The organism is Streptomyces sp. NPDC101219, from assembly GCF_044767675.1.
Classification (GTDB): domain Bacteria; phylum Actinomycetota; class Actinomycetes; order Streptomycetales; family Streptomycetaceae; genus Streptomyces.
The window spans coordinates 62058-82397 of sequence record NZ_JBIWOK010000004.1 but is presented as its reverse complement, the minus strand read 5'-3'; the positions used below and the strand labels follow the sequence as shown (position 1 = coordinate 82397).

At 74.5% G+C, this 20340-nt stretch carries 21 protein-coding genes; 12 read left to right on the top strand and 9 right to left on the bottom strand.

Annotated elements, in window-relative coordinates; translation table 11 throughout:
• Window positions 1-4: 4 nt before the first annotated feature.
• Entirely contained in the window at window positions 5-919 is a 915-nt protein-coding gene (locus tag ACIRPP_RS09070; RefSeq protein WP_403639313.1) for an SDR family oxidoreductase, read from the top strand.
• Window positions 920-968: 49 nt separating this feature from the next.
• Window positions 969-1769, top strand: coding sequence for an SDR family NAD(P)-dependent oxidoreductase (locus tag ACIRPP_RS09065; protein ID WP_403639311.1), 801 nt, complete (start codon window positions 969-971; stop codon window positions 1767-1769).
• A gap of 40 nt (window positions 1770-1809) precedes the next feature.
• On the opposite strand, the gene ACIRPP_RS09060 is transcribed toward ACIRPP_RS09065, so the two are convergent.
• A complete protein-coding gene (locus ACIRPP_RS09060) occupies window positions 1810-3201 on the bottom strand; it encodes a pyridoxal phosphate-dependent decarboxylase family protein (RefSeq protein ID WP_403639309.1) in 1392 nt (463 codons plus the stop codon).
• A 196-nt stretch (window positions 3202-3397) separates the two neighbouring features.
• On the opposite strand from ACIRPP_RS09060, the gene ACIRPP_RS09055 reads away from it, so the two are divergent.
• Both ACIRPP_RS09055 and ACIRPP_RS09050 read left to right on the top strand, forming a co-directional pair.
• Window positions 3398-4093: a L,D-transpeptidase family protein gene (locus ACIRPP_RS09055; RefSeq protein ID WP_403639307.1), complete on the top strand. Its 696-nt coding sequence runs from the start codon at window positions 3398-3400 to the stop codon at window positions 4091-4093.
• 132 nt (window positions 4094-4225) lie between these two features.
• Entirely contained in the window at window positions 4226-4408 is a 183-nt protein-coding gene (locus tag ACIRPP_RS09050; protein ID WP_164441861.1) for a hypothetical protein, read from the top strand.
• 80 nt (window positions 4409-4488) lie between these two features.
• Here ACIRPP_RS09050 and ACIRPP_RS09045 read toward each other — a convergent pair whose 3' ends face one another.
• Both ACIRPP_RS09045 and ACIRPP_RS09040 read right to left on the bottom strand, forming a co-directional pair.
• Window positions 4489-5850: a S1 family peptidase gene (locus tag ACIRPP_RS09045; protein WP_403639305.1), complete on the bottom strand. Its 1362-nt coding sequence runs from the start codon at window positions 5848-5850 to the stop codon at window positions 4489-4491.
• 134 nt (window positions 5851-5984) lie between these two features.
• Window positions 5985-7004, bottom strand: coding sequence for a hypothetical protein (locus tag ACIRPP_RS09040; RefSeq protein WP_403639303.1), 1020 nt, complete (start codon window positions 7002-7004; stop codon window positions 5985-5987).
• 24 nt (window positions 7005-7028) lie between these two features.
• Between ACIRPP_RS09040 and ACIRPP_RS09035 the strand changes: the two genes are divergently transcribed.
• Both ACIRPP_RS09035 and ACIRPP_RS09030 read left to right on the top strand, forming a co-directional pair.
• A complete protein-coding gene (locus tag ACIRPP_RS09035) occupies window positions 7029-8225 on the top strand; it encodes a MalY/PatB family protein (RefSeq protein ID WP_403639301.1) in 1197 nt (398 codons plus the stop codon).
• Window positions 8226-8426: 201 nt separating this feature from the next.
• Window positions 8427-8813 carry a PPOX class F420-dependent oxidoreductase gene (locus ACIRPP_RS09030; protein WP_164351362.1) on the top strand — a complete coding sequence of 129 codons (387 nt, stop codon included), beginning with the start codon at window positions 8427-8429 and terminating at the stop codon, window positions 8811-8813.
• 57 nt (window positions 8814-8870) lie between these two features.
• Here the strand turns inward: ACIRPP_RS09030 and ACIRPP_RS09025 are convergent, their stop codons facing one another.
• Together ACIRPP_RS09025 and ACIRPP_RS09020 are read right to left on the bottom strand one after the other, a co-directional pair.
• Window positions 8871-9284: a Zn-ribbon domain-containing OB-fold protein gene (locus ACIRPP_RS09025; protein WP_164338978.1), complete on the bottom strand. Its 414-nt coding sequence runs from the start codon at window positions 9282-9284 to the stop codon at window positions 8871-8873.
• 168 nt (window positions 9285-9452) lie between these two features.
• The gene (locus tag ACIRPP_RS09020; protein ID WP_403639299.1) at window positions 9453-10214 is read right to left on the bottom strand and encodes a TetR family transcriptional regulator; all 762 of its coding nucleotides are present in this window, start codon (window positions 10212-10214) and stop codon (window positions 9453-9455) included.
• Between the two features lie 133 nt (window positions 10215-10347).
• Here ACIRPP_RS09020 and ACIRPP_RS09015 point away from each other — a divergent pair, with 133 nt between their 5' ends.
• Together ACIRPP_RS09015 and ACIRPP_RS09010 are read left to right on the top strand one after the other, a co-directional pair.
• Entirely contained in the window at window positions 10348-11184 is an 837-nt protein-coding gene (locus tag ACIRPP_RS09015) for a hypothetical protein (RefSeq protein ID WP_403639297.1), read from the top strand.
• Between the two features lie 72 nt (window positions 11185-11256).
• Window positions 11257-11949, top strand: a complete 693-nt coding sequence (locus ACIRPP_RS09010) for a peptidoglycan-binding protein (RefSeq protein WP_403639295.1) — start codon at window positions 11257-11259, stop codon at window positions 11947-11949.
• Window positions 11950-11974: 25 nt separating this feature from the next.
• Here the strand turns inward: ACIRPP_RS09010 and ACIRPP_RS09005 are convergent, their stop codons facing one another.
• The 3 genes from ACIRPP_RS09005 to ACIRPP_RS08995 form a co-directional block, all read right to left on the bottom strand.
• Window positions 11975-14290: a SpoIIE family protein phosphatase gene (locus ACIRPP_RS09005; protein WP_403639293.1), complete on the bottom strand. Its 2316-nt coding sequence runs from the start codon at window positions 14288-14290 to the stop codon at window positions 11975-11977.
• Between the two features lie 181 nt (window positions 14291-14471).
• Window positions 14472-14846 carry a hypothetical protein gene (locus ACIRPP_RS09000; RefSeq protein WP_164332515.1) on the bottom strand — a complete coding sequence of 125 codons (375 nt, stop codon included), beginning with the start codon at window positions 14844-14846 and terminating at the stop codon, window positions 14472-14474.
• A 478-nt stretch (window positions 14847-15324) separates the two neighbouring features.
• Window positions 15325-16242, bottom strand: a complete 918-nt coding sequence (locus ACIRPP_RS08995; RefSeq protein ID WP_403639291.1) for a MurR/RpiR family transcriptional regulator — start codon at window positions 16240-16242, stop codon at window positions 15325-15327.
• 138 nt (window positions 16243-16380) lie between these two features.
• Between ACIRPP_RS08995 and ACIRPP_RS08990 the strand changes: the two genes are divergently transcribed.
• Both ACIRPP_RS08990 and ACIRPP_RS08985 read left to right on the top strand, forming a co-directional pair.
• On the top strand, window positions 16381-16572 hold the full coding sequence (locus ACIRPP_RS08990; RefSeq protein ID WP_403640127.1) for a hypothetical protein: 192 nt from the start codon (window positions 16381-16383) through the stop codon (window positions 16570-16572).
• 19 nt (window positions 16573-16591) lie between these two features.
• Window positions 16592-16993 (top strand): DUF3662 domain-containing protein, encoded by a 402-nt coding sequence (locus ACIRPP_RS08985; RefSeq protein WP_403639289.1) that lies wholly within the window; start codon window positions 16592-16594, stop codon window positions 16991-16993.
• Between the two features lie 81 nt (window positions 16994-17074).
• Here the strand turns inward: ACIRPP_RS08985 and ACIRPP_RS08980 are convergent, their stop codons facing one another.
• Window positions 17075-17737, bottom strand: a complete 663-nt coding sequence (locus tag ACIRPP_RS08980) for a nucleoside/nucleotide kinase family protein (protein WP_403639287.1) — start codon at window positions 17735-17737, stop codon at window positions 17075-17077.
• 71 nt (window positions 17738-17808) lie between these two features.
• On the opposite strand from ACIRPP_RS08980, the gene ACIRPP_RS08975 reads away from it, so the two are divergent.
• A complete protein-coding gene (locus ACIRPP_RS08975) occupies window positions 17809-18549 on the top strand; it encodes an HAD family hydrolase (protein WP_403639285.1) in 741 nt (246 codons plus the stop codon).
• A 201-nt stretch (window positions 18550-18750) separates the two neighbouring features.
• The gene (locus ACIRPP_RS08970) at window positions 18751-20247 is read left to right on the top strand and encodes a hypothetical protein (protein WP_403639283.1); all 1497 of its coding nucleotides are present in this window, start codon (window positions 18751-18753) and stop codon (window positions 20245-20247) included.
• The last annotated feature ends 93 nt before the right edge of the window (window positions 20248-20340 follow it).

The following is a 20340-nucleotide window of genomic DNA, read 5'->3' as shown; positions in this document are numbered from 1 at the left end:
GGACATGTCGGAGCAGCTCAAGGGCAGGGTCGCACTGGTGGCCGGGGCGACCCGGGGCGCCGGACGCGGCATCGCCGTGGAACTGGGCGCCGCCGGCGCGACCGTCTACGTGACCGGCCGCACCACCCGCGCCCGCCGCTCCGAGTACGACCGTCCCGAGACCATCGAGGACACCGCCGACCTGGTCACCGAGGCCGGCGGCACCGGCATCGCGGTGCCCACCGACCACCTCGACCCCGCCCAGGTGCGCGCGCTGGTCGACCGCATCGACGACGAACAGGGCCGGCTCGACGTCCTCGTCAACGACATCTGGGGCGGAGAGAACCTGTTCGGATGGGACGTGCCGGTCTGGGAGCACGACCTCGACAAGGGGCTGCGGCTGCTCCGGCTCGCCGTCGACACCCACGCCGTCACCAGCCACCACGCTCTGCCCCTGCTGCTGCGCCACCCCGGCGGGCTCGTCGTCGAGGTCACCGACGGCACCGCCGACTACAACCGCGACACCTACCGCGTGTCCTTCTTCTACGACCTCGCCAAGTCCTCCGTACTGCGCATGGCCTTCGCCCTCGGCCACGAGCTGGGCCCGCGCGGCGCCACCGCCGTCGCCCTCACCCCCGGCTGGCTGCGCTCCGAGATCATGCTCGAGCACTTCGGAGTCCGCGAGGACAACTGGCGCGACGCCCTCGACCGCGTCCCGCACTTCGCCATCTCCGAGACGCCCCGCTACGTCGGCCGCGCCGTCGCCGCGCTCGCCGCCGACCCGGACGTGGCCCGGTTCAACGGCACGTCCCTCTCCAGCGGCGGCCTCGCCCGCGCGTACGGCTTCACCGACCTCGACGGCAGCCGGCCCGACGCCTGGCGCTACCTGGTCGAGGTCCAGGACCGGGACCTGCCCGCCGACGTGACCGGATACCGCTGATCGCCGCCGCCCCCTGCCGCGGTGATCGTCCGGCCAGTACCGTCACCCCATGACGACGGACAGCGGGCGTTTCGACGGGTACGGGGCTCTGGTCACCGGCGGGGCACGCGGCATCGGCGCCGCCACCGCCCAGCGGCTCGCGCGGGAAGGGGCCCGGGTCCTGGTGGCCGACCGGGACGCGGCCGAGGCCGAACGGCATGCCGCCGCTCTGCGGGACCAGGGGGCCACGGCCGAGGGCGTGGGATGCGACGTGGCCGACCGGGCCTCGGTCGAGGCCGCCGTCGCACGCGCCGTCGACGCCTTCGGCTCGCTCGACGTCCTGGTCAACAACGCCGCCCACTGCACCCCGGACGGGCCCCGCTTCGAGGACGGCGAGGACGAGGACTGGGCCGCCGACCTCGACGTCACCCTCGTCGGCGCCTACCGCTGCTGCCGCGCCGCCCTGCCCCACCTCGCCGCCTCCGGCCGGGGCGCCGTGGTCAGCATCGGCTCGGTCAACGGCCTCCAGCACTTCGGCAACCACGCCTACAGCGCCGCCAAGGCCGGGCTGATGTCCCTCACCCGCACCCTCGCCGGCCACGCCGGACCCCGCGGGGTGCGGGTCAACCTGGTGGCGCCGGGCACCGTCCGCACCCGGGCCTGGGAGGGCCGGGACGACGACCTGGAGGCCGTGCGCCGCGTCTACCCCCTGCGCCGGGTGGGCGAGCCCGAGGACATCGCCGCCGCCGTGGCCTTCCTCGCCTCCCGCGACGCCGCCTGGATCACCGGCCACACCCTGGTCGTCGACGGCGGTGTCACCGCGGTCAACTCCGGCTTCCTGCACGCCCTGTCCGGCCCGCAGGAGGACTGACCCGACCGCGACCCGGCCCGACCGCGACCCGGCCCGGCGGTCAGCCGGCGAGGGCCGCAGACAGGGCGCCGGCCACCCGCTCCACGTCCGCCGGCTGCGTCCGCCAGTTGCTGAACGCGGCCCGCAGCGCCGGCACCCCGCCGTACACCGTCGGCGTCAGGAACGCCTCGCCGCCGGCCGCCACCGTGCGGTCCAGCGCGGCGACCCGTTCCGGGCTCGGGTCGTCGAAGAGCGTGAAGCACACCACGTTGAGCCGGACCGGGGCCAGCAGCCGGAGCCCCGGGATGCGCTCGACGTGCTCACCGAGCAGGCGCGCCGACGCCACGTTGCGTTCGACGATCTCGCGGTGCCCGGCCCGGCCGTAGGCCATGAGCGAGAACCACGCCGGCAGCGCCCGCAGGCGGCGCGAGGTCTCCGGGGTGAGGTGCAGGAAGTCCGGTTCACCGCCGGGCGGGCCCAGGTAGGCGGCGGCGTTGTGGAACACGGCCGTCTGCAGGTCCCGGCGCCGGGTGAACTGCACGGCGGAGTCGTAGGGCACGTTCAGCCACTTGTGCAGGTCCACGCAGACCGAGTCCGCCGCGTCCAGTCCGTCGACCAGGGACGCGTGGGCGGGGGAGAGGGCGGCGAAACCGCCGAAGGCGGCGTCCACGTGCAGCCAGAAGTCGTGCTTCCGGCGCAGCGCGGCCACGGCCCGCAGGTCGTCGAAGTCCACGGTGTTCACCGTCCCCGCGTTCGCCACCACGACCACCGGCCGCCCGGCCCGCTCGGCGAGCGCGGTGTCCAGCGCGGCCACGTCCACCGCCTCGCGGTTGCCCGGCAGGACCGGCACCTGCCGCAGCGCGCCCCGGCCCACACCGAGGACGGACAGCGCCTTGCCGATCGTGGAGTGCGGGCTGCCCGACAGCACCTCGACCTGCCCGAGCGCGGCCACCCCGTCGTTCGCCACGTCCACCCCGAGCCGCTCGCCCAGCCATTCACGGGCGACGGCCAGTCCCACCGTGTTGGACATGGTCGCGCCGGAGACGAACGCCCCGTGGTGCTCCTCGCCCAGCCCGAACAGCTCCCGCAGCCAGCCCACCGTCTCCCGCTCCAGGGCCGCCGCCCAGGAACCCACGGCGGCGTTGGCGTTCTGGTCGTAGGCGCCGGTCAGCCAGTCGCCGGTGAGCGCTGCGGGCGTCGCCCCGCCGGTCACGAAGCCGAGGTAGCGGGGGCCCGCCGAGCCGGAGAAGCCGGGCGCCCACCGTTCGGCGAACCGGGCCAGCGCGCCGTCGGCACCGATCCCGTGCGGGGGCAGCTCCCGCGGGGCCGGCGCCGCGTCGAGACGGGCCACGGGCCGCTCCGACAGTCCGCCCACCTCCCGGGCGGCGAAGTCGCGGGCGCTCTGCAGGAGCTGGGGGAGCCGGGCGAGATCACCGGCGAGTGCACGGTCCATGACCGGAGCCTAGGCTCCGGCCCGCGGCGGGGTCCCGGTCCACCGCGCGGCGGGTGGCCCGTTTCACGCCGCCGGGCCGCGCGATTGTCACCGTTCGGTCGCGACCGGCCCGCGGCCACAACCGAACCCGCCGGGCGGATGTCTAGGTGACGTACAGCACGGACCACGACCGCTTCCCGGAAAGGCATGACGGACCATGGGGGACATTCGCAGACGGGGCGCCGTCGCCCTCGGGATCACCGCGCTGGTGACCCCGCTCGCACTCACCGTCGGCACCGCCCCGGCGCACGCCGCGAGCTGCACCACCAAGGCGGGGCCGTATCAGAAGAAGGTGGAGAAGTTCCTCGGCCGCCCGGCCGACGGAAAGCAGTCCGCCGCGGACTGCAAGGCGATCCGCGCCTTCCAGACCAAGCACGGCATCTCGCCGAACATCGGCTACGCGGGCCCGGTCACCTGGGGCGTGATGAACCTGATGCAGAAGCAGAAGGCCGTCGGCAAGAACCCCAACAAGGCGGGCAAGTGCCCGGTGAACAAGGGCCGGATCGCCTGCGTGAACCTCACGCTGCAGATCAGCTGGATCCAGGACGGCAAGAAGCTCAGGTACGGTCCCGTGCCGGTGCGCACCGGACGCGACGGGCACGAGACCCGCACCGGCCTGAAGAAGATCTACTGGCGCAACATCGACCACGTCTCGACGATCTACGACGTGCCGATGCCCTACAGCCAGTTCTTCGACGGCGGGCAGGCCTTCCACTCGGCGGGCGTCAGCATGTGGAACCCGCCCGGTTCGCACGGCTGCGTCAACATGACGAAGAAGGACGCCAAGAAGTACTGGTCGCTGCTGAAGAAGAACGACGACGTCTACGTGTACGGCCGCAAGCCGGGCACCTGACACGGCCGGGCACCCGGCCCGTGCGGGGTGTGAACTCGCCCACGTTCGGCGGCAGATGGACGTGATCAGCGACACGTCTGAAATGTCCGATGCGCGTGCGATTACTCACAGCGCCTTCACGTCGGTCGCCGTATGCTTCACAGCATGTCCACCAGTGTTGAAGCCTCCGAGCGATCGGCTGCCGAGGTCAACGAGGAGATCCGGGCCCTGTGGCTCCGGTCGGGCGGGACACTGAGCGTCGAGCAGCGCGAGCAGTACCAGCGCCTGGTCCTGGAATGGGCCGCGGCCCTCCCGCACTCGGCCGAAGCGGCCTGACCCCCGCGGACCTCGGCAGCGCACGTCATCCACCGGGCACCCGCCCTGCGCGGGTGCCCTTCCGGCGTCTTCGGGGCCGGTCAGCCCCAGGTGGCCGAGTAGTGCCGCCGGTAGGCCTTGCGGTCCTTCTCGGCCCGGATCCAGCGGGTCGCCACCAGCGCCACCAGACTGCCCCCCATGATCAGCATGCCCGGCCCGGCATTCCGCGGGTCGGTGAGCCGCGACAGCAGCGTCGACGCGTCCGGGATGCCCGTGCCCGTCCCCGGTGACGTGCCGCCCGCCGCGTCGGCGGCCTCGCCCGCCGACGGGGCCGGTGCGGCCGTCGCGGTGCCGTCACCGTCCTGCCCCGACACGATGAGCTTCACCCTCAACTGCGTCAGCGCCTTCGTCAGGGGCTGGAAGTACGTCGTGCCGCCGGCCCGGCAGTCGCCGCTGCCGCCCGAGGTGACACCCAGCGCGACGCCCTCCGAGAACATCGGGCCGCCGCTGTCGCCCGGCTCGGCGCACACGTTGGTCTCGATCAGGCCGCTGACCGTGCCCTCCGGGTAGTTGACCGTCGCACCGAGCGCGGTGACCTCCCCGTCGCGCAGTCCGGTCGTGGAGCCGCTGCGGAACACCCGCTGGCCGACGGTGGCCTCGCCCACCCCGGTGATCCGGATGCCCTTGCCGTCCCCGACCGCCACCACCCCGGCGCCCGGGCCCGCCTTGCCGCTGTCGTACTCGATCAGCGAGTAGTCGTCGCCGGGGAAGCTGCCGCCGACCGTCGTGCCCACCTGCTCCCGCCCCCCGCCGTCGGCGAACCACACCGAGCCGTCCGGCCCGCAGTGCCCGGCCGTGAGGATGAACTCCCGGCTGCCGTCGGTCACGTTGAACCCCGCCGAACAGCGGCCCGCGGTCGACAGGATGGGCTCCGCCCCGTTCAGGCGGAGCGTGAACGTCCCCTCCGTGCGCTCCATGCGGACGAATCCGCCGATGTCCTCGGCCACACCGGTCAGCTCGGACCAGTCGTCGGCGGACACCGTGCGGTCGCCCCGGACCACCACCTCGTTCGACCGGTAGTCCAGCGCCCACGCCGTGCCCGGCACCCGCGGGGCCGCCCGCAGGGTGCCGGTGGCCGCCTTGAGGTCCTTCAGGCTGTGCCGCACCATCCGGGGCTCGGCACCGGCCCGGCGCACCTCGTCCGCGGCCTTCTCGTCGGTCACCGCGACCACCGTGCCGCCGTCCTCGGCGATCCAGCTGCCGCCCGTGCGGGACGCCCCGAGCCGCGACACCAACTCCGCACCGGGGCCCGCCTCCTGCTCGGCGGCGGCGTACGGGACCGCGTCCGGAACCTGGGGTTCACTCGCGACGGCGCGCGTCACCATCGTGCCTCCCAGGAGGAGTCCGCCGACGGCCGCCAGCCGTGTCACTCGCCGGACGACCCGTCGTCGTGCGTGCCTCATGCATGGCTCCCGAACCAGAACAACGCGGTGCGCGCGCACCGCGGAGGCCTCCGCCGAGTGGAGTGCCCCCTCTCCATACGGCGCCGGGCGCCCGGGTGTTCACCCGCGGACCGGAGGTCCGTCCCGGAGGGACGTCAACCGGCCACGTGGACCGCCGGACCGGCGCCCGGGGCGAGGGCGCGCCAGCTCCCGGAGTCGCCCCACACCGACGTCGCGACGACGTAGGGGCGCAGCAGCGCGGTGAGGGCCGGATCGCCGCGCCCGTTCAGCTCGTCGGAGGCGATCCGCCGGGCCGTCCCGGCGAGGAAGTCGGCCAGCTGGACCCGGGCGTCCGAGCGCGCGACCACCAGCTCCAGACCGCGCAGACGGATGCCCGCCCGCCGGGCCGACTCCTCGACCCACGCGATGCGCTCCGGCGTCAGGATGTTCTGCCGGTCGTGCACGAGCCGCACCGCCCGCCCGCCCGCGCTCCAGTGCGCGGCCGTCGAGACGATGGCCGGAAGCAGCGGTTCCAGCACCGGGATGCGCCCGTTCGCACCGTCGGACAGCCCCGCCCGGTACGCCTCGGCCCGGTCCCGCTGCTCCGCCAGCCGGTCCAGGACGCCGGCCGCCGGCGTGCCGGGGCGGGCCGCGCGCAGCGCGTCGAGCGTGGTGAGGAAGTGCGCGACGGGCGCTCGCGGGTCCCCGTCGTCGCGGGCGCGCAGCAGCCGGTTGGCCGCCGCGAGGAACGCGTGCCACCCCTCGTCCCCGAGGTCGCGGCGCCCGGTGCGGAACAGCGCGGCGGCCGCCCGCGGGTCGCCCAGCAGCAGAACGGTGACCCGGTCCACCACGAAGTACGCCTTCTCCGTCAGATGCACCCCGGCCCGGCCGTGGATCGGCCCCCCGGGGGCCAGCAGCCACTCCAGGACCCGCCGGTGCTTCTCCCGCAGCAGGTGGTTGGCCTTGTACTCCTCGGCGGGGGAGCGGATGCGGTCGCGGACCTCCTCCAGGGCCAGGGCCGCCGCGGCCACCGGGACGTGCACCCCGGCGTGGGCGAACACGTCGGTGTTCCCGCCGGTCAGGTTCTCGCCGTCCGACCCGGACTCGTCGCAGGCCACCTCCAGCGCGGGGCCGGTCTCCGCGCCGCCTGCCGTGTTCGCCTCGTCGTCGTCCACTCCTCGGCCCCCTATCGTGTGCTCATGACCAGGATCCCGCACGAGCCGTCCGGTGAACCGAATCCGCTGCAGGTCCTCTCCCTCGACCAGCTGCGCCGCCGCACCAGCGCGAAGTGGCGCACCTATCCCGACGACGTGCTGCCCCTGTGGGTGGCCGAGATGGACGTCCCGCTCGCCGAACCGGTGGTGCGGGCCGTGACCGACGCGCTCGCCCTCGGCGACACCGGATACGCGTCGGGCACCCGCTACGCGGAGGCACTGGCCGCGTTCGCCGCGAAACGGTGGAACTGGGACGGGGTGGCCGTCGAGCGCACCGCCGTCGTGCCCGACGTCATGACGGGCGTCGTCGAGATGCTCAAGCTGGTCACGAGGCCGGGGGACGCGGTGGTGGTCAACCCGCCGGTCTACCCGCCCTTCTACGGCTTCGTCGGGCACCTGGACCGCCGGGTCGTCGAGGCCCCGCTCGGCGCGGACGGACGACTGGATCCCGGAATCCTGGAGGACACCTACCGGCGGGTGACGGAGGACGGGCGGCAGGCCGCCCACCTGCTGTGCAGCCCGCAGAACCCGACCGGCACCGTGCACACCCGCGAGGAGCTTGCCTGCGTCGCCGCGCTCGCCGAGCGGCACGGGGTGCGGGTCGTCGCCGACGAGGCGCACGCGCCGCTGGTCGTCGGCGACGAACCGTTCGTGCCGTACCTGAGCGTGCCCGGCGCCGAACGCGGCCTGTCGGTGATGTCCGCCTCGAAGGCGTGGAACCTGGCCGGTCTGCGGGCCGCCGTGGCCGTGGCCGGCCCGGCGGCCGCCGGTGACCTGGCGCGGCTGCCCGAGGAGGCCGCAGACGGCCCGAACCACGTCGGCGTGATCGCCCAGACCGCAGCCCTCACGGACGGCACCGCCTGGCTGGACGCGCTGCTCGACGGCCTGGCCGCCCAACGGTCCCTGCTGGCGTCGCTCCTCGCCGAGCACCTGCCCGGGGTCCGCTACCGTCCCGGCGCCGCCACCTACCTGGCCTGGCTCGACTGCCGTGCCCTCGGCCTCGGCGACGACCCGGCGAGCGTCTTCCTGGAGCACGGCAGGGTCGCCCTCAACCCCGGCCCGACGTTCGGCACGGGAGGAGAGGGGCACGCCCGGCTGAACTTCGGGACGTCGGCCGAGGTGCTCACGGAGGCGGTGCGCCGGATGGGGCGCGCCGCCGCACGGCAGGGCGGCGCCGGCTGAGCGGCCGGGCGGGGGCGCGGTCCTGGCGGACCGCGCCGCCCCCGGTGAACCTCGGGCCGGGGGCGCTGTCCGGCACATCGGGCCGCCGGCCCGTCGCGGGCCCGGCGGGGAGGGCCGCGCCGGCCCTGGGACTCTCGTCCTGCTCGGGCCGGGCCCCGCGCGCGCGGCGCGATCCGGACGGGAGGCTCTAGACTTCCCGCCATGGACGAAGCGGCCCTGGACCGGCTCGGATCGGGCAAGTACCTGTTGATCACCAGCTTCCGCAAGAACGGTTCGCCGGTGGCCACCCCGGTGTGGGTGGTACGGGACGGGGACGGGCTCGGCGTGTGGACCGCGGCGGACTCCTGGAAGGTGAAGCGGATCAGGGCCCGCGCCGACGTGCTGGTCGGCCCGTGCGACCTGCGCGGCAACCCCACCGGCGAGCAGCTCCCGGCCGTGGCCGCCGTCGTGGACGCGGCCACCACCGCCCGCTACCGGCAGCTGATCGCCCGCAAGTACGGCCTCATGGGCCGTCTGACCCTCCTCGGCAGCCGTCTGCGCCGCGGCCTCGACGGCACGGTCGGGATCCGGGTGACCCCGGCCCCCTGACCCGGCCGGAGCCCGGAAGTCCCCGGCCCGGCCGGGAAAGCAGGGTGTGCCGGCCCGTCAGGTCCAGGCGCGGTAGGGCTCGTCGACCAGCTGGAAGACGGGCTCGCCGCGCACCGGGTCCTTGGCCGTGGACAGCCGCACCCGGTCGCCGCTGTGGATGCCGATGGGCGGGCCCATGACCCGGCCCCGTACGACGAAGCCCTCGGCCATCTCGATGAGCGACACGTTGCGGGCCGCGGGCGTGTTGCGGTGCAGCACCGTGGAATGACGGACGGTGCCGACTCCCTCGCTGCGCTCCGTCCGCAGGTCACTGCCCTGGCACACCGGACACAGCAGCCGGTGGTACATGGCGGTGCCGCACCAGGTGCAGCGCTGGAAGAGCATGGCGTCCCTGTCCGCGCCATGGGCCTCGAGCACACCGGTCGCGATACCGGCCGCCTGCTGAACGACGCTCCCTGAGTGGTGGTACACGCTGTCAACTCCCTGCACTGGGCCGGAAACCGGTGCGCGGTCCGCCGGGCACACGGGTGCCCGGTACGCCGTGCCGCCGAGCACAGCGACAGAGTATGGCACTCAGTGTCACTCGTAAAGGCACTGCGTTCCCTCGTTACCCGGGAGGTGCCCTGCACGGCCGATCCGTCAGCCGTTCCCCAGCACCGACTCCAGCTCCCGCACCACTCGCCACAGCGGCGCGTCGCGCCGGGACACCACGACCACCACGTCCTCGCCCGACGCCCCCGACGGCGACGACCCCGACGGCGGTGGCGACGGCTGCGGTGGCGACGGCTGCGGCGCGGCGCCGAACGCCTCGACCACCTGCCCCAGCGCGTGGTCGAGAGCGGCCTCCGCGTCCTCCCGCCCGTCCGAACGCAGCCAGGAGCGCAGGGCGTTGTTGTGCGCGGCGACCACCGCCGCCGCGATCACGTCGGCCCGCAGGATGCCGTCCGGATGCCCTGCGAACCGCTCGCGCAGGAACCGCGCCATCGCCCGCTCGTAGTGCCACACCACCGACAGCTCGTAGGCGCGCAGGCCGGGCACCTGCTTGGTGAGCCGGTAGCGCTGCACGGAGAAGGACGGCTTGTCGGCGTACATGCGCAGCACCAGCCGGGCCGCATCGCAGACCCGGGCCACCGGCTCGGCGTCGTCGGGGCTCGCGGCCAGGAAGGCCGTCATGTCGGCCAGACAGCGCTCGTGGTCGGGGAAGACCACGTCCTCCTTGGTGGGGAAGTAGCGGAAGAACGACCGCCGTCCGACGCCCGCCAGCGCCACGATGTCGTCCACCGTGGTCTGTTCGTAGCCCCGCTCCGGGAACAGCCGGAAGGCCGCCGCGATCAGGGCGTCCCGCATGGGCGGCTGCTCGGTCCTGTCACCGCGGCCGGCAGCCGCCCCGCTGGAACTCATGCAGGTGAACGTAGCACCCGGAACCCCCCTCGTGGCACTCGGTGCAGCACTCCGCGGTACTGAGTGCTGTGGCAGCGGAGAGGGCGGGAGGTCCTTCCTATGATCGGTTCACGCCGTTCCCGAGGAGCCCTCCATGCCGTCCGCCCGCGCCCGCCTTCTCTACGTCACCGACCTCGCCTATCCGGCGCGCGGACGCCGCTACTGCGACGAGGACATCTTCCTGACCTCGCGGCTGCGCGACACCTTCGACCTGGCCCTGTGCCACCCCCGCGACGCCGCGGCGCTGATGGACGGCTTCGACGCCGTCGTCACCCGCAACAGCGGACCCGTGCTCCACTACCAGGACGCCCACGACGCCTTCCGCGCCCGCGCCGAGGAGACGGGCATCCCGGTGTACAACCCGCTCACCGGCCGCGGCGACATGGCCGGGAAGCAGTATCTGCTCGACCTCTTCGCCGCGGGCCGGCCGGTGATCCCCACCGTCGACCGCCGGGAGGACCTGCCCCGGCTGCCCCGGGCGGAGCGGTACGTGGTCAAGCCACCGCGGGGCGCCGACTCCGTGGGGCTGCGCATCGTGTCCGAGGACGAGGTGGTGCCCGCCCTCGCCGACGGCGGCCTGCTCGTCCAGCCGCACATCGACTTCGTCCACGAGATCTCCTTCTACTTCGTCGACGACGCCTTCCAGTACGCCCTCCACGCCCCCGTCCCGGACCGGCGCTGGGAGCTGGAGCCCTACCGGCCGGACCCGGCCGACCTCGCCTTCGCCCGGAGCTTCATCGAGTGGAACACCCTCGCCCACGGCATCCAGCGCGTCGACGCCTGCCGTGCCCCCGGCGGCGAACTCCTGCTGGTGGAGCTGGAGGACCACAACCCCTACCTGTCCCTGGACGCCCTCGACGACGCGGGCCGGGACTCCTTCGTGGCCGCCCTGACGTCCTCCCTGCACCGCTTCCTGGACGCCCACCGCTGAACCACCGCGTCCCGCGCCGCGTATCCCTCCCCGTACGGGCGACCGTGCCCGCCCCGGCGGAAGGAGAGCAGCGTGCCGACACCACCCGGCCCCCGGCCACCGGACGACGGGCCGCCCCTCGAACCCATCCGGGTCCTGCGCCCGCGCCGTACCGACGCCCTCGCCGAACTCTTCCGGGAGTTCGAGCGGGACACCGCGGCCGGCTACGAGCCCGTGCCCCTGTCCGGTCCGGCGCCGGCGGCAGGCGGCGCGGAGGCGGAAACGCGGGAACTGCCCCCGGTGCCCGACGCCCGGCCGGTCCGCTCGTGGACGCCCGCCCACAGCCCGGGACAGCGCCGCGCCGCCGTGGTGATCGCCACCGCCGCCGCGGCCCTGCTGGGGTTCGGGGCCGCCGCGCTGCTCCTGGGCGGGACCGCCGGGGAGCGGGCGGGCCCGGACCGGCGGACGCCGCCCGCCCACGGCGCGGCCCCCGCCCCGGACCCGGCGACGAGCACCCCGCCCCCGCCCGCGCCGGACGCACCGGCCGGGCCGGGCGTGCTGCGCGAGGGCGACGCGGGCCCGGAGGTGAGCGAACTGCAGCAGCGCCTGCTGCGCATCCCGGACGTCTACCGCGACGGCCGGACCGACGGCCGCTACGACACCGCCCTGACCGCGGCGGTCGCCCGCTTCCAGCTCTGGTACGGCATCCGCGGCGACGAGAACGGTGTCTACGGCGACGACACCCGCCAGGCACTGGAGTCCCGCACGCCGGCGGGGAGCAGGTGACCCGGCGCCGGCGCGGGACCGGCGGCTACTCCTCCTGCTTGGGCACGCGGATGTCGAGGACGCACACGTCGTCGCGGCGGTCGTCTTCCGCCAGCATCGTCTCCAGCAGCCCGTGCAGGGAGCCCGACTCCTCGTCCGGGTGCCGGGCCACGGCCTCGGCGAGCCGCTCCAGGCCCACGTCGATGTTCTCCGGCGGACGCTCCACCAGGCCGTCCGTGTACATCAGGAGCCGGTCGCCCGGTTCCAGCACGCACTCGGCCTCCTCGAAGTGCGGGGCGGGAGCCGCGCCGAGCAGCATGCCGGGCGGGCGGCGCAGATAGGTGACGCCGCCGTCGCGCAGCAGCAGCGGCGGCGTGTGACCGGCCTGGGCCCACACGAGCCGGCGTTCCGAGGGCCGGTAGCGGGCCAGGACCATGGTCGCGGTGGCCCGGGTGTCCCGGGAGTGCAGCAGCAGCGTGTTGAGCCGCCCGAGCGCGCCGGTCAGCGACGAACCGGTGATGACCATGCCCTTCGCGGTGAACCGCAGCTGGGCCATGGTGGCGACCGCGTCGACGCCGTGCCCGGCGACGTCCCCCACCACGAACAGGGCGTCGCCGTCGGGCAGCTCTATGGCGCTGAACCAGTCGCCGCCGACGTGGATGTTGGCCTGGGCGGGGAGGTAGGCGACCTCGACGCGCAGTCCCGCCGGGTGCACCGGCTGCCCGGGCAGCGGCAGCAGGGCGTGCTGCAGCCGGGCGACGAGGGCCCGCTCGGTGCGCAGCACGTCGTGCTGGGTGAGGATCTCCCGTTCGCTCTCCACCAGGGCCAGTTCGGCCCGGCGCCGCGCGGTCAGGTCCTGTATGAAGCCGTGCACGTCGACCGGTCTGCCATGGACGTCGGCGAGGGCCTCGGCGACCAGCCTCAGATGCCGTACCCCCTGCGCGGTGCGCACCCGGAACAGGACGTCGAAGGGGCGGCCCTCCCCGGTCATGTCCCGCACGGCGCAGCTCAGGGCGGGCCGGTCCTCGGGCAGGGCCAGCTGCGGCAGGTCGGCGAGCGGGACCGGTTGGAGGGCGGGGTCACGGCCGAGGACGGCGTACGCCTGGGACGACCAGGACGCCTCCAGGGTGTGCAGGTTCCAGTTCGCCCAGCCGAGGTTGCCCAGCCGCTGCAGGTCGGCGAGCCGCTGCTCCTGCCGGTCGGACGGGGCGTGCCGGACCCAGATGACGACCAGGGCGTCCTCCAGGGGCGTGACCCGCACGGTGTACGTGGACAGCTCGGTGGCGCCGTCCACCGTCTCCTCGTGCGCGAAGGGCTCGCCCTCGTGCCGCTCGCCGGTGGCCAGGGTGGCCAGGCAGCACTGCCACAGCGGTTCGTCCGCCACCCCGGGCCGGTAGGCGCGCAGCCGCTGCCCCACCGGGTCGCCGTCGCCGCCGAGGAAGGCGCCCGCCTGCGCGGTCGCGGCCTCGATCCGGAAGTCCTCGGTGTCTCCGGAGGAGGTGCGCAGCGGGGTGAGCAGCATCGCCGCGACGGGCAGTGCCTCGAACAGGGATCCGACGGGGTCGGCCGGTGCCGAACCCGGGCTCCGGGCCGCCGCGGTGAAGGTGCGCAGAGGGCCGGCGCACAGCCGGGCGACCTCCAGCAGGTGGGCCCGGTCACCCGGGGAGAACGGCTGCTCCCCTGAGCGCAGGACGCCGACACAGGCGTCCGCGCCCTCGTCGCCGGGCACCGGCAGCCAGGCCCGCGAGCGCCAGCGTTCCGGGGGTTCCCCGATGAGCAGGTACCGCTTGCTGTCCTGGGGGAAGTCCTCCAGCCAGCGCGGTTCACCGGCGCGCAGGGCGTCCAGCGGGGCGAGCCCGTTGAACGGGGGGAGCTGCCGCCAGGGCGCCGCGTCCCGGGAGTCCAGGCCGGCGTGGCCGATGAGGTTCAGGCTGCCGTCGGCCCGGCGGGCGTAGAGCACCACGGAGTCGGCGGCGTGGTCGGCGGAGAGGTGGTCGAGCACGCACTGCGCCACGTCCTGCGGGGTGAGGGCGTGCGCGAGCGCCAGGGCGAGGCGTCCGAGGCCGTCGTCGGAGCCGTCACCGGGGGTCCCGGCGGCCGGTCGCTCCTCGGGTGTGGCCGGGACCTCCTCCGGGCTCCGGGGACCGGACCGTTCCGACGCGCCGAGGGTGAGCAGGCACTCCTCCAGCAGACTGTGCCCGGCCGTCACCGAACGCCGCAGCAGGGTGTCGCCCGCGGCCTCGGCGGAGCAGCCGGTCAGCGCCATGACCACGCCCTTGGCACGCTCGACGACGGCCGCGGTCGCCGCCTGTTCGTGCAACCGGTCGAGTTCGGCGCGCTGCCGGGCGACGACCCGGGTCATTTCGGCCAGCCCCGGAACGCCTCCCTGCTCTGGTGGAGTAACAGGCTCGCTCATCACGACTTGAGCATCGCACACGAAATCTTTTTCGAAGAGCGGCTTGTTCCCGGACGGGAGCGGGCGGCCCCCGCCGGAACGGCGCCGGAGCCCCGCGACGGGTATTCCGGCGCGGGCCGGGCGCCGGTCAGCGGCCTGCGGCCACCAGGGCGCGGGTCACCGCCCGCACGCTGCGCGCGATGTGCTGCAACTGCATCACCTCGGCCGCGTAGAGCTTGATCGTGTGTTCGATGACACCCTCGTGGAGGCCCAGCCGGGGCAGATCGGCCCGGGCGGTCTGCAGGGCGGTACGAGCCACCCGGATCTCGTGCTCGACCTGTATCTGCGCGTGCCGGGCGAGCAGGACGGGCTGCCGGACGAACGCGGGGTAGCTCGCGTAGCGCGAGGGCACGAGCTCGCGCAGCCACCGGGTGGCCGAGCGCTCCCAGTCGTAGCTGCCGGGGGTCTTCACCTGGCAGGGCCAGTCCGGGCCGAGGCGCGTGGAGGTCACGGTCATGGTCATCGCTTCCAGAGGTGCGGCGTCGCTGGGGTGGACGACGGGATGGGGCGGCCCCGGTCTAGGGGATGACCGGAGCCGCCACGGTGGCCGGGCAAGGGGACGCCCGGCCGAACACCGTGGCCGCCGGAGCGGGTAGGACCCGGCGGCTTCGGGTGTTCGCACTGGGGCCCGGTCGGAGCCGGCGAACGTCCGCGGCGAGGTGGTGATGCGGCGCATGGGCGGACCGTCGGCTTTCCGGGCGGAGCGGGTGGTACGAAGCGTGCGGATCGCGTCCGGAGCGGTCGGGCGCGATCCGTGAGCAGTATTTATATATGCCATCGGGTTTGCAAGACGTATGAAAACATTCATGCGCGCTTCGATCGCGGGGCATCCAGCGGTCTCCGTGCGGCCACGGGGGCAACGGGCCGCGGGTGCCGTCCCGTTGACGCCCGCGGGCTCCGCCCGGCCCGGCCGGTCCAGTGCCGGAACGGGTCGGCGCGGGTCACTCCCGCAGGAAGAACTGGAGCTGGTCCGCCACCTGCTCGTACTCCTCGAGCCGGGCCTGCGACCGCTCCGGATCCGCGTCCGTCATCGCCTGGAGCAGCGCCGCGCACATCACGCCCGGGGCCGCGTAGGAGTCGAAGACGAGGCGGGAGCCGGTGCCGGTGGCGAAGGTGACGTCGGCCTCGTCCGCCAGCGGTCCGAGCGCCAGGTCGGTGATCAGGGCGACCTTGAGTCCGGCCTCCCGCGCCACCCGCACCGCCGTGAGCGTCTCGTGGGCGTGCCGGGGCATGGAGAACGCCAGCACCCAGGTGCCGCCCGCCTCCCGTGACTGCAGCAGCGCGTCGTAGGCGACGCTGCCGCCCCGGGTCACGACCCGCACGTCGGGGTGGATGCGGCGCGCGGCGTAGGCGAAGTACTCGGCCAGGGAGACCGAGATACGCAGGCCGAGCACGGTCAGCGGCGCGGACGCCGCGAGGTTGCGGCCCATCTCGATGACCCGGTCGGCGTCCGCGAAGTCCCGCCGCAGGTTCTCCAGGTTCTCGATCTCCGCGTCGACCGCCGCCTGCAGTTCGTTGCCCCGGCTCTCCTCGTCGGGGCCGCCGGTGAGGGTGCCGAGGGTGATCGACTGGAGCTTCTCCCGCAGGGCGGGGTAACCGCTGAAGCCGACCGCGGACGCGAACCGGGTGACCGAGGGCTGGCTGACCCCGACCCGGTCCGCGAGATCGGTGATCGACAGGAAGGCGGCCTCGTTGATGTGCTCGATCAGGTACTGGGCGATGCGCCGCTGCCCGGGGGAGAGCCGGGGCCGGTCGAAGAGCGCACGGAGCCGGGACGTCGGGGACACGTCGGTGTCCTGCGCCGCCCTGCCCGAGGTGATCGCGGATGCCTGCGCGCGTGCCTGCTGCGGCGATGGCACGTGTACGCCTCCTTCGTCTCCCACGAGAGTTCAACATAGCTCACGCACCGTGGTGACCAGCGCTTCTCACCCGACCCGTCGGGGATATCCCGGCGCCCCCTGGGAACCCGCCGTCACAGCACGAGGACCACCCACGACATGAGGAGCGCGACGGACATGACCGTCCCCGAGGAGAACCGGCCCAAGACCCACGACACCGACGAGACGATCGGCCGGCACGACGAGGAGACCGCGGCCCACGACCGGGGAGCCACCGGCCGCACGATGCGCGAGGCGCTGGAGGAGGCCGACGTGCGCCCCGACGACTTCGACGACGGCCGGAACCGGTGACGTCGGGCAGGAGGACGCGATGAGCGCCCTGCGCGCGTTGGAGAAGGCCCTGGAGACCCGATGGGAGGCACTGTGGGCGCGGATGTCCGACCGTGGACAGGTCGAACTCGTCGACGCCCTGCGACGTGAGTGCGACAGCAACGCCGTCGTGTGCGCGGAGGGACGCGTGATGGTCCCCAACGCCTACGAGGTGGAACTCTCCGGCCCGGTGCACGAGGAACTCACCCGCCGCGGGGGCCGGGTGGGACAGGCCCTGACGGACAGTCTGGCCCGGCACGGCGCCCGCAAGGGATACGAGTGGGCGGGCCCCCTCGCCGTCCACGTCGGCAGGTCCGGCGACGTGCCCAACGGCCGCTACCGCGTGGCGAGCAGCGTCATGCCCCATGTGAGCGCCGAGGGCTTCGGCCTGGCGAACCGCTGAGGGTCGCGCCGTCCGGTCCCCTCCCGCGATTCCTGCTCGGAGGAGGGGGCCGGACACGGGCGTGCCCGACAGGACCGTGGCTCAGCCGTCCGCCGGCTCCGGCAGCGCCGACGCGGGAACCACGAGGTCGGCCGAGGGACGGGTCGCCGCCACCAGCGCGGCGTTGCGCTCGTCGGAGCGCCGTACCCACGCCACCGCCTCGTCGTACGGCTTGCCGAAGCGCACGTGCCGGGCGACCAGGCGCCGGACCCGCTCGTCCTCGTCCGGGGCGCAGAACCACACCTCGTCCAGCAGCGGCCGCACCCGCGCCCAGGCGCCCTCGCCGCACAGCAGGTAGTTGCCCTCCGTCACGATCAGACGGGCGGCCGACGGTACGGGGAGGGCGCCGGCGACCGGCTGCTCCAGCACCCGTTCGAAGGCGGGCGCGTAGACGGTCTCGTCGTCCCGCTGCTCACGGAGCCGCCGGAGCAGGGCCGCGTACCCGGCGGCGTCGAAGGTGTCGGGGGCGCCCTTGCGGTCCCGGCGGCCGAGCCGCACCAGTTCGGCGTCGGCGAGGTGGAAACCGTCCATGGGCACGTGGGCGGCCCACGCCCGCCCTCCGGTGTCGTTCAGCTCGCGCACCAGCCGCTCGGCCAGCGTGGACTTGCCCGCGCCGGGACTGCCGGCGATGCCGAGGATCGCGCGCCTGCCGTCCCGGGGGAGGGCCCGGGCCCGGCGGAGGAGGTCGTCGAAGGTCAGCGCCACACCGCAGAGTGTGTCACCCGCCGCGCGCCGGCGGCCGGGTCCTGGGAGGGCCGCCGGGGCACAGTGTCCTCATGACGGACACAGGTCTGCCCGGCACGATCCGCGCCTGCCTCTTCGACCTCGACGGCGTCGTCACCAGGACGGCCGTCGTGCACGAGGCCGCGTGGAAGGAGATGTTCGACGCCTTCCTGCGCGAACGGGACGGCACGGCCTTCCGCCCCTTCACCACGGCGGACTACGCGACCCACGTCGACGGCCGCCCGCGCGCCGACGGTGTCCGCGCCTTCCTCGCCTCCCGCGGCATCGACCTCCCCGAGGGGCACGCCGACGACCCGCCCGGGGCCGCCACCGTGCACGGCCTCGGCAACCGCAAGAACGCCGAGCTGCTGCGGCGGATCCGCACCGACGGCGTCGAGGCGTACGACGGCACCCTGCGCTACCTGCGGGCCGTCCGTGCCCGCGGACTGCGCACCGCGATCGTCTCCTCCAGCGCCAACTGCCGGGACGTCCTGCGCTCGATCGACGCCGAGGACCTCTTCGACGTCCGGGTCGACGCGGGCACCGCCGCCGCACGCGGACTGCCCGGCAAACCCGCGCCCGACACCTTCCTCGCCGCCGCCCGGGACCTCGGTGTGCGGCCCTCCGAGGCGGCCGTGTTCGAGGACGCGCTGGCGGGCATGGAGGCCGGCCGCGCGGGCGGGTTCGGCTTCGTCGTCGGCGTGGACCGCACCGGCCGCCGCGACGAGCTGTACGCCCACGGCGCCGACCGCGTCGTCGCCGACCTCGCCGAACTCCTGGACGGCGCACCGTAGGGCCCGGCCGGTGCCCGACGCGCGCCGGGCAGCGGCCCCGCGGCACTCGGGTCCCGGTGCCATGGCCGGCCGTGTCCTGCCCTGCGTGCCGTCGACCCCGGGGGTACTTTGACCGTTATATGTGATCTTCACCGTCCGGTGCGTGCGCCCGGGCGGGTGCGGGATCCGCTACGGACGACCACGCGGGAACGGGGATCGACGATGGCCGACGGCACCGCTGCCCTGCTCCTCGGCAAGCGGCGGAACGACCGTACGTCCGCGTCCGGTCCGGGCCGCCGGGTCGCCGGCACCGGCCCGCTCGCCGCCGTGGCGGCCGTCTTCACCGTCGCCCAGTTGCTCCTCGTCCGCCCCGTGCTCGGCCTCGGCTGGGACGAGATCGTCTACGTCAGCCAGGTCACCTCCCACCACCCCGCCGCCTTCTTCAGCGCCCCGCGCTCACGCGGTGTCCCGCTGCTGGTGGCGCCGGTCGCCTCCTGGTCCTCCTCGACGGTCCTGCTGCGCTGCTACCTGGCCGTGCTGTCCGGCCTGGCCCTGTACGCGGCGCTGCGCGCGTGGCGCGGCCTGTTCCCCACCCGGGTGCTGGTGACCGGCGGGGCGTTCTTCGCCTCCCTGTGGATCACCCTCTTCTACGGTCCGCAGGCCATGCCCAACTACTGGGTCGCCATCGGCGCGCTGGTGACCGTCGGCTGCTTCCTGCGCCGGAGCGAGAACCCGTCCGCCCGGGCCGCGCTGTGGGGTGTGGCGGGCGGGGCGGCGCTCATGGCGGTCATGCGGCCCACGGACGCCGTCTGGGTGAGCGTCCCGCTGGTCGTCCTCGCCCTGGTCCGGCGGCGCGGGCGGCTCCTGCTGGTCCTCGCCGGGGGACTCGCGGCAGGCGCGGCCGAGTGGGTCGTGGAGGCCCACACCGCCTACGGGGGACTGGGGCAGCGGCTGGCGGAGGCGTCCCGCATCCAGGGCGGCCTCGGCTGGCAGATCGCCGTCGACGACCAGCTGCGCAGCCTGGGCGGGCGCGCCCTGTGCCGCCCCTGCACCGGATCCATGCCGCACCCGGTGATCACCCTGTGGTGGTTCGCCCTGCCGCTGCTCGCGCTCCTCGCCCTCCACGTGGCCGTACGCGCCGGGCGCGTCACACGCACCCTGCTGCCGCTGGCCTGCGCGACCACGGCGGCCCTCCCGTACCTGTTCATGATCGGCTACGCGGCGCCCCGCTTCCTCCAGCCCTCCTACGCCCTGCTCGCCCTCCCGGTGGCCGCCGCACTGTGGCACCTGGCCCGGCGGCCGGGCGGCGGGTGGCGGCCCGTCCTGGCCCCCCTGGTCGCCCTGTGCGTGGCCGGCCACCTCGCGGTGCAGCTGACCGTGCTCGTGTACACCGCCGACCGCAACATCGACAGCCGCCGCGACTGGACCCGCACCGCCCGCGAACTGCACCGGCTCGGCGTCCGCCCGCCCTGCCTGATCACCGGCCACCAGGCCATCCCGATCGGCTACTACACGGGCTGTTCCTCCGGCGCGACCTCCGGCAACAACGCGAACACCACCGTCGCCACGATCCTGCGCACCGCCGGCCGGGTACCGGTCGCCACGCTCGTCGCCCCGGGCGGCGCCGCGGCCCCGTACGCCCGGTCCTGGCCCGCCCACCGCGTCGGGGAGCTGGAAGTCCGCGTGGCGCCGCCGCCCGGGGAGCGGGCCGGGGGATGAACACCGCTTCGGCGAGGTTAGAGATCGCGTCACGGGAAACGCGGATCAGACACCCGGGACGAACCGAGCCGACGCAGTGCGACAGGGAGGACG

Coding starts and splice junctions, on each gene's coding strand:
- ACIRPP_RS09070 (WP_403639313.1), top strand. CDS start 5: ATGTCGGAGCAGCTCAAGGGCAGGGTCGCACTGGTGGCCGGGGCGACC.
- ACIRPP_RS09065 (WP_403639311.1), top strand. CDS start 969: ATGACGACGGACAGCGGGCGTTTCGACGGGTACGGGGCTCTGGTCACC.
- ACIRPP_RS09060 (WP_403639309.1), bottom strand. CDS start 3,201: ATGGACCGTGCACTCGCCGGTGATCTCGCCCGGCTCCCCCAGCTCCTG.
- ACIRPP_RS09055 (WP_403639307.1), top strand. CDS start 3,398: ATGGGGGACATTCGCAGACGGGGCGCCGTCGCCCTCGGGATCACCGCG.
- ACIRPP_RS09050 (WP_164441861.1), top strand. CDS start 4,226: ATGCTTCACAGCATGTCCACCAGTGTTGAAGCCTCCGAGCGATCGGCT.
- ACIRPP_RS09045 (WP_403639305.1), bottom strand. CDS start 5,850: ATGAGGCACGCACGACGACGGGTCGTCCGGCGAGTGACACGGCTGGCG.
- ACIRPP_RS09035 (WP_403639301.1), top strand. CDS start 7,029: ATGACCAGGATCCCGCACGAGCCGTCCGGTGAACCGAATCCGCTGCAG.
- ACIRPP_RS09030 (WP_164351362.1), top strand. CDS start 8,427: ATGGACGAAGCGGCCCTGGACCGGCTCGGATCGGGCAAGTACCTGTTG.
- ACIRPP_RS09020 (WP_403639299.1), bottom strand. CDS start 10,214: ATGAGTTCCAGCGGGGCGGCTGCCGGCCGCGGTGACAGGACCGAGCAG.
- ACIRPP_RS09015 (WP_403639297.1), top strand. CDS start 10,348: ATGCCGTCCGCCCGCGCCCGCCTTCTCTACGTCACCGACCTCGCCTAT.
- ACIRPP_RS09005 (WP_403639293.1), bottom strand. CDS start 14,290: ATGACCCGGGTCGTCGCCCGGCAGCGCGCCGAACTCGACCGGTTGCAC.
- ACIRPP_RS09000 (WP_164332515.1), bottom strand. CDS start 14,846: ATGACCATGACCGTGACCTCCACGCGCCTCGGCCCGGACTGGCCCTGC.
- ACIRPP_RS08990 (WP_403640127.1), top strand. CDS start 16,381: ATGAGGAGCGCGACGGACATGACCGTCCCCGAGGAGAACCGGCCCAAG.
- ACIRPP_RS08985 (WP_403639289.1), top strand. CDS start 16,592: ATGAGCGCCCTGCGCGCGTTGGAGAAGGCCCTGGAGACCCGATGGGAG.
- ACIRPP_RS08975 (WP_403639285.1), top strand. CDS start 17,809: ATGACGGACACAGGTCTGCCCGGCACGATCCGCGCCTGCCTCTTCGAC.
- ACIRPP_RS08970 (WP_403639283.1), top strand. CDS start 18,751: ATGGCCGACGGCACCGCTGCCCTGCTCCTCGGCAAGCGGCGGAACGAC.